Origin of the sequence: Pararhodobacter sp., from assembly GCF_036802785.1 — a bacterium.
Classification (GTDB): domain Bacteria; phylum Pseudomonadota; class Alphaproteobacteria; order Rhodobacterales; family Rhodobacteraceae; genus Pararhodobacter.
On the sequence record NZ_DAIRVN010000003.1, the window covers coordinates 18,877 to 32,599 of the forward strand.

The 13,723-nt window shown below is 64.3% G+C and carries 12 protein-coding genes; 3 read left to right on the forward strand and 9 right to left on the reverse strand.

What is annotated here, in order from left to right:
- Positions 1-7: 7 nt before the first annotated feature.
- From V7Q53_RS02065 to V7Q53_RS02085, 5 genes are all read right to left on the reverse strand, one after another.
- Entirely contained in the window at positions 8-583 is a 576-nt protein-coding gene (locus V7Q53_RS02065) for a nuclear transport factor 2 family protein (protein ID WP_333826708.1), read from the reverse strand.
- Positions 580-2,682: an acetate--CoA ligase family protein gene (locus V7Q53_RS02070; RefSeq protein ID WP_333826709.1), complete on the reverse strand. Its 2,103-nt coding sequence runs from the start codon at positions 2,680-2,682 to the stop codon at positions 580-582. The genes V7Q53_RS02065 and V7Q53_RS02070 overlap by 4 nt, the downstream gene beginning before the upstream one ends.
- Positions 2,675-3,586 (reverse strand): SMP-30/gluconolactonase/LRE family protein, encoded by a 912-nt coding sequence (locus tag V7Q53_RS02075; protein ID WP_333826710.1) that lies wholly within the window; start codon positions 3,584-3,586, stop codon positions 2,675-2,677. The genes V7Q53_RS02070 and V7Q53_RS02075 overlap by 8 nt, the downstream gene beginning before the upstream one ends.
- A 73-nt stretch (positions 3,587-3,659) precedes the next feature.
- Complete coding sequence (locus tag V7Q53_RS02080; RefSeq protein ID WP_333826711.1) at positions 3,660-4,898, reverse strand: ABC transporter substrate-binding protein; 1,239 nt, start codon at positions 4,896-4,898, stop codon at positions 3,660-3,662.
- Between the two features lie 59 nt (positions 4,899-4,957).
- Entirely contained in the window at positions 4,958-5,716 is a 759-nt protein-coding gene (locus V7Q53_RS02085; protein ID WP_333826712.1) for an SDR family NAD(P)-dependent oxidoreductase, read from the reverse strand.
- Positions 5,717-5,978: 262 nt separating this feature from the next.
- Between V7Q53_RS02085 and V7Q53_RS02090 the strand changes: the two genes are divergently transcribed.
- The 3 genes from V7Q53_RS02090 to V7Q53_RS02100 all read left to right on the forward strand — a co-directional run bounded on the left by V7Q53_RS02090 (position 5,979) and on the right by V7Q53_RS02100 (position 10,293).
- A complete protein-coding gene (locus V7Q53_RS02090; RefSeq protein ID WP_333826713.1) occupies positions 5,979-6,758 on the forward strand; it encodes an IclR family transcriptional regulator in 780 nt (259 codons plus the stop codon).
- Positions 6,759-6,940: 182 nt separating this feature from the next.
- The gene (locus V7Q53_RS02095; RefSeq protein WP_333826714.1) at positions 6,941-8,593 is read left to right on the forward strand and encodes a flavin-containing monooxygenase; all 1,653 of its coding nucleotides are present in this window, start codon (positions 6,941-6,943) and stop codon (positions 8,591-8,593) included.
- Positions 8,594-8,673: 80 nt separating this feature from the next.
- Complete coding sequence (locus V7Q53_RS02100; protein WP_333826715.1) at positions 8,674-10,293, forward strand: long-chain fatty acid--CoA ligase; 1,620 nt, start codon at positions 8,674-8,676, stop codon at positions 10,291-10,293.
- A gap of 132 nt (positions 10,294-10,425) precedes the next feature.
- Here V7Q53_RS02100 and V7Q53_RS02105 read toward each other — a convergent pair whose 3' ends face one another.
- From V7Q53_RS02105 to V7Q53_RS02120, 4 genes are read right to left on the reverse strand one after another with little or no spacing between them, the layout of a single operon-like run.
- Positions 10,426-11,349 carry a branched-chain amino acid ABC transporter permease gene (locus tag V7Q53_RS02105; protein ID WP_333826716.1) on the reverse strand — a complete coding sequence of 308 codons (924 nt, stop codon included), beginning with the start codon at positions 11,347-11,349 and terminating at the stop codon, positions 10,426-10,428.
- The gene (locus V7Q53_RS02110) at positions 11,346-12,230 is read right to left on the reverse strand and encodes a branched-chain amino acid ABC transporter permease (RefSeq protein ID WP_333826717.1); all 885 of its coding nucleotides are present in this window, start codon (positions 12,228-12,230) and stop codon (positions 11,346-11,348) included. The genes V7Q53_RS02105 and V7Q53_RS02110 overlap by 4 nt, the downstream gene beginning before the upstream one ends.
- 4 nt (positions 12,231-12,234) lie before the next feature.
- The gene (locus V7Q53_RS02115) at positions 12,235-12,942 is read right to left on the reverse strand and encodes an ABC transporter ATP-binding protein (protein ID WP_333826718.1); all 708 of its coding nucleotides are present in this window, start codon (positions 12,940-12,942) and stop codon (positions 12,235-12,237) included.
- Entirely contained in the window at positions 12,932-13,717 is a 786-nt protein-coding gene (locus tag V7Q53_RS02120; protein ID WP_333826719.1) for an ABC transporter ATP-binding protein, read from the reverse strand. The genes V7Q53_RS02115 and V7Q53_RS02120 overlap by 11 nt, the downstream gene beginning before the upstream one ends.
- Between the last annotated feature and the right edge of the window lie 6 nt (positions 13,718-13,723).

Here is a 13,723-nt window from a genome sequence, read left to right on the forward strand (position 1 = left end):
CTTGTTGTCAGTCCTGGTCCCGGCCTGGATCGTGGGTCACGCGTGCGGCGCCAGCGGGGCGACCGATATGATAGACCGGGTCATCCGGCCATGTGCTACCAACCGGCTGGCGGGGGCCAAAGCGTTCGGCATCCGGCGCGGCGGGGGGTGTCTGGTCCTCCACCCAGTCATAGACGACAGTGCGCGCAGCAATCCGCCATTCGGCGGCGCGCTTTTCAAACAGGTCGCAATAGCGCCCGATCAGCATGACCTGCCGCACCACGCCATCGGCCCCGGTGCCGCGCTGATGGGCGGTAAAGCAGCTTTCCACCGCAGCCTCATCCGGGCTGCGAAAGTCGATCAGGATATTGCTCAGCACATGGATGTTGCGCGGCCCCGTGGCCCAGATGTCGCGCGCCCAGTCGATGAACCCCGCCGCCGTGCCCTGATAGGGCCCGTGCCGGTCGGTGGCATCGGGCCAATAGGCGCTGCGCAGCGCCGCCTCATCGGCGCGGTCAACCCCGCGGCAATAGCGGTGCAGGCAGTCCTCAATGGCCGCGCGGTCGGTCAGTCTGCGGATCTGGTGTTCAAGTTCCGGCGTCATGGCGCCCGCTCCTTTTCCAGTTCGATCAGCGCATCAAGCGCGATCACCCCCTGCCCTTCCGGCATGACCCGCACCGGGTTCAGGTCGATCGACACAACCCGCTCACGATGCGCGATGGCAAAGCGCGACAGATCAGACAGAAGCTGCGCCAGCGCGTCGGTATCGGCAGGTGCCGCGCCGCGCACCCCTTGCAGGATCGCAAAGCCACGGATCTCGCGGATCATGCGCTGCGCCTCATCCACCGAAAAGGGCGCGGCGCGGAAGGTCACATCCCTGAGCACCTCAACATGGATACCGCCCAGCCCGAACATGACCACCGGCCCCATGACCGGATCGCGCGCCACGCCGATGATGGTCTCCACCCCGCCGTAAATCATGGGCGAGACCAGCACCCCCTCGATCCGCGCCTCCGGGGCGGCCTCACAGGCGCGCGCAAGGATTGCAGCGGTCGCCTCGCGCACCGCCTGCGCGTCCGTCAGATTGACCGCCACGCCGCCGATCTCGGTTTTGTGCAGGATATCCGGTGAGCAGATTTTGGCCACCACCGGAAAGCCCATAGCAGCGGCCGCGACTGCCGCGCCCTCAGGGTCGGTTGCCAGATAACCGGCGGCAAAGGGGATGCCCACCTGCGACAGGATCGCCCGCGCGCCTGCCTCGCTCAGCGGGCCGTCGGGCAGCGGCAGGGGCGGCATCGGCGCGGGGGCAGGGTCACGGCGGGCGAGCGCGTCGCGGATACGCGCCAGCGCCCCCAGCGCATGGGCCAGGGCCGAGCCATCCTCGAACACCAGAAAACCCGCCGCCTCATAGCTGCGCACCACGTCTTGCGGGGCAGACATGGTCAGCGCGCGGATGGCGGTGTCAGACGTATCGAACCCGTCCAGCAGCGCCGCACGCAGCGGCGCGGCAAAGGTGCGGGAGGCCGGGCCGGTGCCCAGTATCCCCGCGAACAGATCATAGCCGCCGCGCTTCATCATGGTCTGCACACAGCGCGTCAGCATGCCCAGATCGCTGACCGCCTGCGCGGTGGCATCAACCGGGTTGCGCGGCGAGGCATAGGGCAGCATGCTGAGCAATTCATCCTGCGCGTCCTGCGGCATGGGGGCGACATCCAGCCCGACCGCCTCGGCATCATCGGCCAGCTGAATGCCAAAGCCGCCGGACATGGTGAAAATGCCGATCCGGTCAGTCGCCGGATACCGCCCCGGAGCGCAGACATAGGCCACGTCGATCTGTTCCGCCGTGGTGGCCGCGCGATGCGCGCCATACTGGCGCAGCACCGCGTCAAACACCGCATCCGACCCTGCCAGCGCCGCCGTATGCGACACCGCCGCCGCCGCGCCGACCGATGAGCGCCCGGTTTTCATGAACACCACCGGCTTGCCATGGTCGCGCGCGCATTCCAGCGCCCGCACAAAGCTGTCGCGGTCGCGCACCCCCTCGGCATAGGCCATGACAACCTGCGTCTGCGGCTGGCGCACCATCCATTCCAGCGCCTCTGACAGGTCGATATCCGCCTCGTTCCCGGTGGTCACCCACTGGCTGATCCCCAGCCCGCGCGCGCGCGCCAGATGCGCCAGATGCGCCCCGTAAGCCCCGCTTTGCGAGACGATACCCACCGGGCCGGGCGCGATCTGTTCGGTGTCAAGGATCACACTGAAGGTGCCGTAATAACCCGTCGCCGGGTTGAACACGCCCAGACAATTGGGGCCAAGCAGCCGCAATCCAGCCTCGCGCGCGGTGGCAAGGATGCGCGCCTGAAGGGCCAGCCCCTCGGCGCCCGTCTCGGCGAACCCGGCAGAAAAGATCACGGCAGAGGATATGCCGCGCGCGGCGCAATCCTCGACCGCCTGCAATGTCGCGCTGGCGGGAACGGCCAGAATGGCGGTATCGGGCACTTCGGGCAGATCGCGGATACTGGCAAAGGCGGCAAGGCCCTGCACCTGCGCGCGCGACGGATTGACCGGGAAGATCCGGCCCTCGAACCCCGACTCGCGCATGTAGCGCAGGGGCCGCCCGCCGATGCGCGTCACATCGTCCGAGGCACCCACCAGCGCCACACTGCGCGGCGCGGTGAGCGAAGCAAAGAGCGCGTCACTCATCATGCAAGCCCACCATGCCCAGCCGCTCCTCTGGCAGACCCCTGACACCCAGCCCTTCCAGCGCGAACATATGCCCGCCCATCGGATGGCGTGAGATCGCGCGGCCAGACCCGCTGTCCTTGATCGAGGTGACGTAAAGCGTGGAAAGGTCAGGGCCGCCGAAACACAGGCAGGTCGGCATGTCGGTCGGCGCGTCGATCAGCCGGTCCAGCTTGCCCGCCGGTGTGAACCTGGCGATCTTGCCGACATTGACCAGCGTGACCCAGACAAAACCCTCGGCATCGACCGTCGCGCCATCCGGGCTGGAGTTGAACTGCTGCGTATCGGCAAAGACGCGCGGCGCTGAAAGCGGGTCATCGCCATGGCCGTAATCATAGGCGCGCACGAAGCGGTCAAGGCTGTCGGCATGATACATCGTCCGGCCATCGGGGCTGAAGCACAGGGCATTCGAGATGCGGATGCCGGTGGCAAGGGTCTCGGCCCGCCCGGCCTGATCGACGCGGATCAGCTCCCCCACCGGCTCGGCGAAAAGGCCCATGCCGCCGACGACGAACCGGCCCTGCCGGTCAACCCTGCCGTCGTTCAGCCGCATCCTGTCGCTGGGAGGATCGACAAGATACAGCACCTCGCAATCGCCGGTCGCCGGGTCGGCAAGATAGACCCCGTCAACAAGCCCCACGACAAGCCGGCCATCCGCGCAAAGGCCGATAGAGCCGATGGTGGATGGCAGCACGACAGAGCCAAAGGCACCCGTCTCCGGATCATGGTGACGAATGGTGCGGGCGATGCTGTCGATCCAGTACAGCCGGTTGATCCGGTCATCCCAGACCGGGCTTTCGCCCAGCATGTCAGGCGTGGGCGAAATGCACTTGGCGACGATTCTGGTATCGCTTGAGGCGGTCATGGCGTCTTCCCGGTCATCGGCAGCAAACCGGCAGCCAGCCTTGAGGGGCTGGCTGCCACACAGGGTTTCGGGATCAGTCCGCGAACAGCGGGCAGGCGCTTTCCGATTGCGGGCGCCAGGCGTCTTCAGCCGCGATCTGGCCGACGACATCATAGTAATCCCAGTCGCCGGTGGATTCGTCCGGTGTTTTCACCCGGACCGCGAGCATCGGGTTCATCACCACACCATCCGCACGGATCGGCACATCGCGCATGATCATGTCACTGACCGGCAAGGCGCGCATCTGCTCCATCACCGCGACACCCTCATCCGTCCCGGCAGCCTCGGCGGAGCGCAGGAAGTGGTTGACGGCAGAATAGGTCACCAGCTGCGATTCATTGGGATAACGCCCGCCATAGGCCGCGCGGTAACGCTCGGTGAAGGCGCGGGTTTCGTCGTTCATGTCCCAATAGGCAGCGGCGGAGAGGATGATGTTCTGCGTGGCGTCAAGGCCCATGCCATGGACATTGTTCACCTGCATCCCCAGCGGCGCCAGCGTCTGACCCGCCGCCACGATGCCGAACTCTTCCGCCTGCTTGATCAGGTTGGCAAGGTCGGCGCCCGCATTGGCGATACCGATCGCCTGCGCGCCGCTGGCCTGCGCCATCAGAAGCTGCGACGAGAAGTCATGCGCGCCCAGCGGATGCATGGTGGAGCCCACGACGGTGCCACCCGCCTCCTGCACAAACCGTTCGGCATCGGCCTGCCACTGGTGGCCAAAGGTGTAATCCACCGTGATGAAATACCACGACATATTCCCCTGTTCGAGCTGCGCATTCACGGTGCCACGCGCCAGGGTATAGGTGTCATAGGCCCAGTTCGTGGTCATGGGCGAGCAGCGCGAATTCGTCGTCTCCGACGTGGCGGTTCCGGCGATCAGATAGGGCCGGTTGTGTTCGCGCATCAGGTCCTGCACCGCCAGCGCGATGGACGAGGCCGAGCAACCGACCACGGCATCCACGCCGCCCTGCTCGATCCAGCGGCGCGCGGTGGACAGGCCGATATCGGGCAGGTTCTGGTCATCGGCGATCACCACCTCGACGGGCACACCATTGATGGCGCCGCCGTGATCCTCGATCGCAAGGCGCGCCGAAGTGACCGAGCCGCCGCCGCAATTGTCCGAATAGGGACCGGACTGATCGTTCATGATGCCGATGCGGATCACCCCGTCCGAGTAGTCAGCCTGCGCCGCCGTTGCGGCGGCAAAGCTTGTCGCGGTGAGCGCGGTGCAGGCCAGAAGCGCACGCAGCGCGCCGGTTTCCTTGGTTCTCATATCTTCCTCCCGTTGAAATAAAAGGGATGCCTCCCACCCCCGTGGTTCGCATCGTGGGTTTATGAGAAGGCGTAAGTCACGCCTCCGTCCACGAACATCATATCCCCGGTCACGAACGATGCTTCGTCGGACGCAAGGAAAACAGCAGCATTGGCGATATCGGCAGGCTGACCCAGACGGCCCAGCGGCATGCGCTGGCGGCGGCGTTCCCAGCCCTCTTCCGTCACCACCAGATTGGCGCCATCGGTCTGGGTCGGCCCCGGCGCAATGGCGTTGACGCGGATGTTGTCCGGCCCGTATTCCGCCGCGCCCGAGCGTGTGGCAGCCGCCACCGCAGCCTTGACCGCGCTATACATGATGCCGTGTTTCATCGCCAGAACCGCCGAGGGCGAGGCGATGTTGACGATCACGCCGCCGCCCCTTTCGCGCATCTGCGGAATGGCCGCCTGATAGCCCCAGATGACCCCTTTGAAACCCACGTCGATCATCCGCGCGATCATCGGTTCGGTCTGCTCTTCCAGCGGGCCATAGCGGTTCCACATGGCGTTGTTGACCAGCGTGGTCATCGGGCCAAAAGCATGACGCAGATGCGCGGCGGCGGTGAACACCTCTTCGCGCAGCGCGACATTGCCCTGAATGGCGATCGCCTGCCCGCCTGCGGCCTGAATGGCCTCGGCAGCTTCCTGCGCGACCTCGATCTTCAGATCCAGAACGCCGACGGCGGCACCCTCACGGGCATAGGCTTCGCTGATGGCGCGGCCGATGCCGCGCCCCCCTCCCGTGACCAATGCCACCTGTCCGGTCAGCCTGCCCGTCATGTCGAATTCCTTCCTTGCTTCCGGGCGGCCAAAGGCGCCCTTCCTCCTGTTTCTCATATGCAAAAGCTGTGCGTGTCCGGCGCCCGCCCGCGCCTGCAGCCCATCGGCCAGCATGCGCTTCAGGTCGGAAAAGCGCGGCTCCTCACCCACGCCCGCTCTGCCCTTCGAGAGTGATCAGAGGATTGCACGAGTGTTTGCATGCGGCCACAGAATTTTGTAGATGTACTGGAATTTCACATTTGTGAATTCAGGGGGGATGGCGATGTCGAATGCTCAGGTCAAATCTGCGGTCCGGGCGTTCGAGATCCTTGAACACTTCCGCCTTTCGCAACAGCCGCGCACCATGTCGGAACTGTCCGTCGATCTGGGCTACCCGCTGTCCAGCACCACGGTTCTGCTGAAGACGCTCGTCAACCTTGGCTATCTGAATTATGACCGGGTGCGGCGCGTCTATTTTCCCACGCCAAAGGTGACCGGCCTTGGTGACTGGGTGCCGCGCGCCCTTTTCGGCCCCTCCAAGATCATCGACGCCATGAATGATGTGCATGCCCAGACCAGCGAGGGCATCTTCATCGGCACCCGCAATGATGTCTATCTGCAATACCTGAAGACCAAGCAGTCGATCCACGCTTTGCGCTTCTATATCGAAGAAGGCACCGTGCGGCCTATCACCCAGTCCGTCGCGGGCTGGGTGTTGCTGTCCACCATGCCCGATGACAAGGTTGAGAATATGGTGCGCCGCGCCAATATCGCCACCCCGAACCCCTCGGAACGGGTGCTGGTGCGGGACATGTTCAAACGCATCGAAGAGATCCGCCAGCGCGGCTTTGGCTGGGTTGAGGGTGTGCCCTTCCCCGGCGGGGCGACCATCGCGGTTCTGATGCCGGGCACGATTCTGGAAAGCCCCGTCACGCTGGGCCTTGGCGGCGCGCAGGAGCGGGTGCGCAAGAACCTCGACAAATATCTGGCAGCCCTTCTGGACGCCGCGCGCACCGCGAAATCCAGTGAGCAGTTTGCGACGCCCATTCATATCGAGCTGTAGCGCCGCTTTTCACAGATGTGAATGTTCGCCATCACCCCGCTGAATCATTGCCTGTCCCCGCCAAGGGTGTTTTCATCCTTGCAGACAGCAGCGGGCGATCCGTCCTGACAGGATGGCGCAGGGGGGAGGAGGGTTCTTCCGTGCTTCGCCCGGCTGCGCGCATTCCATGAGGAGGGGCTGACATGGGGCAGGATAAAACGCGCGTTGAACGCGTGGACATGGTGATCGTCGGCGCGGGTTTCGGCGGGATGTATGCCACCTGGAAATTCCGCGAACAGGGGCTGAACATCATCAGTATCGAGGCGGGCGGCGATGTCGGCGGCGTGTGGTACTGGAACCGCTACCCCGGCGCGCGCTGCGATCTGCTGTCGGTCGATTACAGCTTTGGCTTTTCCGACGCCGTTCAGCAAGAATGGTCATGGTCGGAAGAATTTGCCGCCCAGCCTGAAATTCTGGCCTATGCCAATTTCGTCGCTGACCGGCTGGATCTGCGCAAGCATTACCGTTTCGATACCCGCGTGATCAGCGCCGTCTGGGATGACGCGCGCAACATCTGGACCGTGCGCACCAGCGACGGCGCGGTGATCGAGGCGCGGTTCTGCACCATGTCCACCGGCCCGCTGTCGATGCCGACCGACCCTGACATTCCCGGCCTTTCTAGCTTTGAGGGGGTGCTGCTGCGCGCCGCGAAATGGCCGCAGGAACCCGTCGATCTGAAGGGCAAGCGGGTTGGGGTGATCGGCACCGGCTCCTCCGGGATGCAGATCATCCAGACGCTGGGGCGCAGTGACTGCGAGGTATTCGTCTTTCAGCGCACCCCCAGCTTTACCCTGCCGATGCGCAACCGCACACTGGATGACGCCTATCAGACGGAACTGAAACGCAACTACCCCGCCATCCGCGCCGCCTGCCGCATGAACCCCACCGGCGGCGCGCGCCCGGTTTCAACCCGGCCCTTCTTCAGCCTGCCCGCCGATCACCGGCAGGAGCTGATGGAGCAGGCATGGGAACATGGCGGGCATACATTCCTCGGCATCTTCTCAGACCTGATGACCAATCAGGAAGCCAATGATCAGGTCGCCGATTTCGTGCGCGACAAGATCGGTCAGATCGTGACTGACCCGGCGCTGGCCGAAAAGCTCAAGCCGCGCGGCTATCCGATCTTTGCGCGCAGGCCCTGTCTGGATACCGGATATTACGAGACCTATAACCGGCCCAATGTGCATCTGATCGACTGTCTGGAAGGCCCGATCATCGAGATCACGCCAAAGGGTGTGCGCACGCAATCCGGTGAAACCGAACTGGACGTGCTGATCCTTGCCACCGGCTATGACGCGCTGACCGGCGCCATGCTCTCGTTCGAGATCAAGGGCCGTCAGGGCCGCGCGCTGGCCGACAAATGGGTCGGCGGCCCGCGCTCGCTTCTGGGGATCCTGATGGAGGGGTTCCCCAACCTGTTCATGACCACCGGCCCCAACGGCCCCGCCGCGCTGGCCAATATCGTGACGATCAGCGAGAACGATGTGGACTGGATCGCCGATGTGATCAGCCATATGGGCCAGACCGGGCATGCCGCCGTCGAGGCCTCGCTTGCGGCTGAGGATGCGTGGATGGCGCAGATCCACGCGCTGGCCAGCAGATCGCTGATGCTCAAGGCGAAAACCTGGTGGGTCGGCTCCAACGTCAAGGGCAAGCCGCAGGGGATGCTGATGTTCACCGGCGGTTTCCACAAGTACCGCGAGGCCTGCGAAGCCGTCGCTGCCAATGGCTACCGCGATCTGGTGTTCAACACCGGCAGCGCCGCCGCGCGCCATCCGCAAGCCGCCGCGCAATAAGCGCGCCTCTCTGCAATACGCGGCACCCCGCAGCCCGGGGGCCGCCCGCCATGATCCGGAGCACACATATGTTAGGCCTGATGCAGGATCGGCCCTTGCTGATCTCATCCCTTCTCACCCATGCCGAGAAGTACCACCGCGACAATGCCATCGTCAGCGCCCCCTGTGAGGGCGGGATCGTGCGCAGCAGTTGGGGGGAGGCGGCGCAGCGCGCGCGGCAGGGCGCGCAGGCGCTGGCGCGGCTGGGTGTCAACCCCGGTGACCGGGTTGCAACGCTGGCGTGGAACACCCACCGCCATCTGGAGCTGTATTTCTCGGTTCCCGGCATGGGCGCGGTGCTGCATACCGTCAATCCGCGCCTCTTCGCTGAACAGCTTGACTACATCCTCAACCACGGCGCGGCCGAGGTTCTGGCCTTTGACCTGCCGTTTCTGGAACTGGTGGATTCGCTGGCGCCCAAGCTGCCCCATCTGCGCCACAAGGTGGTGCTGACCGATGCCGCGCATATGCCGGCGGGCCGCGATGACCTGCTGTGCTATGAGACGCTGCTGGCGGCGGAGAACGGCGATTTTGTCTGGCCGCAGTTGGATGAGCGTGCAGCCTCGGGCCTGTGCTACACCTCAGGCACCACGGGCAACCCCAAGGGGGTGCTCTATTCCCACCGCTCGACGGTGCTGCATGCCTTCCTGTGCTGTCAGGCCGACGGGCTGCACCTGTCGCGCGAAGACAGCACGCTTCTGGCGGTGCCGCTGTTTCACGTCAATGCCTGGGGCATTCCCCATGCCTCGGCCATGTGCGGGGCGAAGGTGGTGTTGCCGGGGCCAAGGCTGGACGGGCAAAGCCTGTTCGAGCTGGCGCGCGCCGAGGAATGCACCTTTTCGCTGGGTGTGCCGACCGTCTGGATCGGCCTGTTCAAATACCTTGATGAGGCCGGGATCGACCCGCAGCTTCTGCCGTTCCAGCGCCTGCTGATCGGCGGCTCTGCCGCGCCGCGCGCGGTGTTGCAGCGGTTCCACGATGCCGGTGTGCATGCCTTTCAGGCATGGGGCATGAGCGAGACAAGCCCGGTCGCCACCGTCGCCACCCTGCTGCCCCACCACCGCACCCTGCCGCGCGACAGCCAGATCGACGTGCTGGCGCGTCAGGGCCGCGCGATGTTCGGGGTGGAGCTGAAGATTGTCGCTGAGGATGGCGCCGAGCTGCCGCAGGACGGCAGCGCCACGGGTGAGTTGATGGTGCGGGGGCCCTGGGTCACCTCGGGCTATTACGGCGGCGTTGGTGGCGAGGTGCTGGATGCCGGGGGATGGTTCGCCACCGGCGATGTGGCGCGGATTGATACCGAAGGGTTCGTCACCCTGACCGACCGCTCCAAGGATGTGATCAAGTCCGGCGGTGAATGGATCAGCTCGATCGAGCTGGAGAATGCCGCCCTTGGCCACCCTGCGGTCGAAGCCGCCGCCGTAGTCGGCGTCGCGCATGAACGCTGGCAGGAACGCCCCCTGATGCTGGTCATCGCCAAGCCGGGCAGCACGCCCACCGCGCAGGAGATACGGGAATTTCTGGCAGAAAAAGTGGTGGGCTGGTGGCTGCCCGATGATGTGGTGTTCGTGGACAGCCTGCCCCTGACCGCCACCGGCAAGCTGGACAAGAAGGTGTTGCGGCAGGCCTATATGAACCATCTGACCGCCGCTGCCACCTGACGCCAGACAAATGCCGCAAAGCTGAACGCCGCCTTCATTGCTGAAGGCGGCGTTTTTCGTGGCGGCAAAGGTCCGCGCAAAAAAACGCCGCGCCCCGGCATGCAGGGCGCGGCGGTTATGCCCCGATGACCCTCAGGCCTTGACGACCCGGCGGAACAGGGCGCGCGCCTCACCCACGATGCCCTTGCGCAGGAACAGGATCACCGCAAGGAACACGGTGCCCTGAATGATCAGCGCCCATTCGCCGAAATGCGCCAGATAGTCATGCAGCACCACAACCACCGCCGCACCCACCACCGGCCCGGTCAGCGTGCCCAGCCCGCCCAGAAGCGTCATGAAGATGATGGTGCCGGACACATGCCATGAGACATCATGCAGCGTTGCGATCTGGAACACCGTGGCCTTCATCGCCCCCGCCAGCCCGGCCAGCCCGGCCGACAGCGTGATGGCAAGGATCTTGAATTGCACCGGGTTGAACCCCAGCGAATCCACCCGCGCCTCGTTGTCGCGGATCGCGCGCAGAACCTCGCCAAAGGGCGAATGCACGATGCGGTAAACCGCCGCGACGGCCAGAACCGTCACCGCCAGGATCAGGTAGTAAAGCGAGAAGCTGCTGGAGACGTCAATAAACCCGAACAGCGCCGAGCGCGGGATGCCCTGCATGCCATCCTCACCGCCGGTGAAGGGCGCGCGCAGCAACAGGAAATAGATGAACTGCGCAATGGCGAAGGTGATCATGGCAAACTGGATACCGCCGCGCCGCGCCGAGACAAGGCCAACCAGATACCCCAGCAATGCCATGGCCAGCGCACTGACGATAAAGGCCAGCTCGATGCTGATGGCGGTGTTCTTCAGCAGCCAGCCCGCGATATAGGCGGCGGTCCCGAAGAACATGGCATGGCCAAAGCACAACAGCCCGGCATAACCCAGAAGCAGGTTGAACGACGACGCGAAGACCACGAAGCACAGAATGGTCATCAGCAGGATCGGATACAGTTGAAACGGCGCGGCAAGGGCCACAATGCCAAGGGCCGCGAACAGGACATAACGCGTCATCGGGATTTCTCCGCTGCGGAAAACAGGCCCTGAGGGCGCAGGATAAGGGCGAGGATCATGATCACGAAGATCGCCAGATGCGAGCCTTCGGGGTAAAAGACCTTGGTCAGCCCCTCGACGATACCGATCAGGTATCCGGTCAGGATGGCTCCGATGATGGACCCCATGCCGCCGATCACCACCACCGCGAAGATCACGATCATCAGGTTCGACCCCATCGAGGGCGACACCTGATAGATCGGCGCTGCCAGCACACCCCCCAGCGCCGCCAGCCCCACGCCCAGACCATAGGTCAGGCTCATCATCAGGGGCACGTTGATGCCGAAGGATTCGACGATCTCAGGCCGCTCGTTCGCCGCGCGCAGGTATGAACCCAGTTTGGTCTTTTCGATCAGATACCAGACCGCCACACAGACGATCAGCGAGAAGCCGACCACCCAGGCACGATACCAGGGCAGGAACATGAAGCCGAGGTTCACGCCCCCCGGCAGGGGCGAGCGGTAGGGCAACCCCGATGCGCCGAACTGCAAACGCATCAGCCCCTCGATGATCAGCACCGTGGCGAAGGTGGCCAGCAGGCTGTAGAGGTGATCAAGCTCGCGTATCGGTTTGAGGATCACGCGCTCCATCACAATCCCCAGCGCCCCCACGACCACCGGCGCGATCACGAGTGCCCACCAATAGGGAACGCCAAAGGTGTTGAGCAGGATGAGCGCTGCGAAAGCGCCCAGCATGTATTGCGCCCCATGCGCAAAATTGACGACATGCATCAGGCCAAAGATGATGGCCAGCCCCAGCGCCAGCATCGCATAGAACGAGCCGTTGATCAGCCCGATCAGCAACTGGCCCATCAGCAACTGGATGGTGATTTGGTCAAACATCGGATCAGACCCCCAGATAATTCTTGACGCGGCCCAGATTGGCCTCGATCTCGGCGGCATTGAGGGTGTCGACGACAACCCCGTTTTCCACCACGACATGCCGGTCAGCGACCCGGCGGGCGAACTGGAGGTTCTGTTCCACCAGAAGGATGGTGAACCCCTGCTCTTTCAGCTCCAGAAGCTTCTCGCCGATCTCGCGCACCACCACCGGCGCCAGCCCCTCGCTGGGTTCATCGAGCAACAGAAAGCGCGCGCCGGTGCGCAGGATGCGGGCGATCGCCAGCATCTGCTGCTCTCCGCCTGACAGCTTTGCCCCGCCACTGCGCAGCCGCCGTTGCAGGTTCGGAAACTGGCGCAGCAGCGCTTCGTCTGAGATGCCGCCGGGTTTCAGGATCGGCGGCAGGGTCAGGTTCTCGGCCACATTCAGCGAGGCAAAGATTGCGCGCTCTTCGGGGCAATAGGCGATGCCCTTGCGCGCGATCTGATAGGTGCGCCTGCCGATAAGCTCGTCGCCCTCAAACCGGATTGACCCCTTGCGCTTTTTCACGATTCCCATGATCGAGCGCAGGGTTGTGGATTTGCCCGCGCCATTGCGGCCGATCAGCGTGACCAGCTCGCCGGGGCGGACGGTAAAGTTCATGCCATGCAGCGCCTTGGATTCGCCGTACCAGGCGTGCAGGTCTTCGACTGCCAGCAAGGGGTCATTCGTCATCGACGCCTCCCATATAGGCGGTTATCACCTCGGGGTCGTTCGACACCTCCGCATAGGTGCCCTCGGTCAGAATCTCGCCATGCTGCAACACGGTGATGCGCTCGCACAGATTGGCCACGACCGACAGATTATGCTCGACTATCAGGATCGTGCGGCCGGGTGACACTTCGCGGATCAGGTCGGTGATGGGGCTGATATCCTCATGCCCCATGCCCGCCGTCGGCTCATCCAGCAGCATGACCTTGGGGTCCATCGCCAGCGTGGTGGCGATCTCAAGCGCGCGTTTCTTGCCATAGGACAGCTCGGTCGCCAGCACATTGGCCTGCGCTTTCAGCCCCACCTGTTCAAGCAGTTCCATCGCCCGGTCATTGAGCGAATCCAACGCCCTGAGCGAGCGCCAGAAACGAAAGGCGATGCCATAGGCCGACTGAAGCGCCACACGCACGTTTTCAAGGCAGGTCAGATGCGGGAAGGTGGCCGATATCTGGAACGAGCGCACCAGACCCTGCCGCGCCACCTGTGCGCTGCGCAGCCCGGTGATATCCTCTCCGTCAAGCAGCACCTGCCCGCTGGTCGGCGCCAGCGTCTTGGTCAGCAGGTTGAAACAGGTCGTCTTGCCCGCACCGTTCGGGCCAATCAGCGCATGGATAGACCCGCGCCGGACCTTCAGGTTGACATCCTTGACGGCATGAAACCCGCCGAAAGACTTGCTGAGGCCCCGCGCTTCAAGGACGTAGTCGCCCCCGGGTTGCGGGGCAGTGTTCGTGACCGACATGGCGCG

Coding starts and splice junctions, on each gene's coding strand:
- V7Q53_RS02075 (WP_333826710.1), bottom strand. CDS start 3,586: ATGACCGCCTCAAGCGATACCAGAATCGTCGCCAAGTGCATTTCGCCC.
- V7Q53_RS02090 (WP_333826713.1), top strand. CDS start 5,979: ATGTCGAATGCTCAGGTCAAATCTGCGGTCCGGGCGTTCGAGATCCTT.
- V7Q53_RS02070 (WP_333826709.1), bottom strand. CDS start 2,682: ATGAGTGACGCGCTCTTTGCTTCGCTCACCGCGCCGCGCAGTGTGGCG.
- V7Q53_RS02085 (WP_333826712.1), bottom strand. CDS start 5,716: ATGACGGGCAGGCTGACCGGACAGGTGGCATTGGTCACGGGAGGGGGG.
- V7Q53_RS02105 (WP_333826716.1), bottom strand. CDS start 11,349: ATGACGCGTTATGTCCTGTTCGCGGCCCTTGGCATTGTGGCCCTTGCC.
- V7Q53_RS02095 (WP_333826714.1), top strand. CDS start 6,941: ATGGGGCAGGATAAAACGCGCGTTGAACGCGTGGACATGGTGATCGTC.
- V7Q53_RS02110 (WP_333826717.1), bottom strand. CDS start 12,230: ATGTTTGACCAAATCACCATCCAGTTGCTGATGGGCCAGTTGCTGATC.
- V7Q53_RS02115 (WP_333826718.1), bottom strand. CDS start 12,942: ATGACGAATGACCCCTTGCTGGCAGTCGAAGACCTGCACGCCTGGTAC.
- V7Q53_RS02100 (WP_333826715.1), top strand. CDS start 8,674: ATGCAGGATCGGCCCTTGCTGATCTCATCCCTTCTCACCCATGCCGAG.
- V7Q53_RS02120 (WP_333826719.1), bottom strand. CDS start 13,717: ATGTCGGTCACGAACACTGCCCCGCAACCCGGGGGCGACTACGTCCTT.
- V7Q53_RS02080 (WP_333826711.1), bottom strand. CDS start 4,898: ATGAGAACCAAGGAAACCGGCGCGCTGCGTGCGCTTCTGGCCTGCACC.
- V7Q53_RS02065 (WP_333826708.1), bottom strand. CDS start 583: ATGACGCCGGAACTTGAACACCAGATCCGCAGACTGACCGACCGCGCG.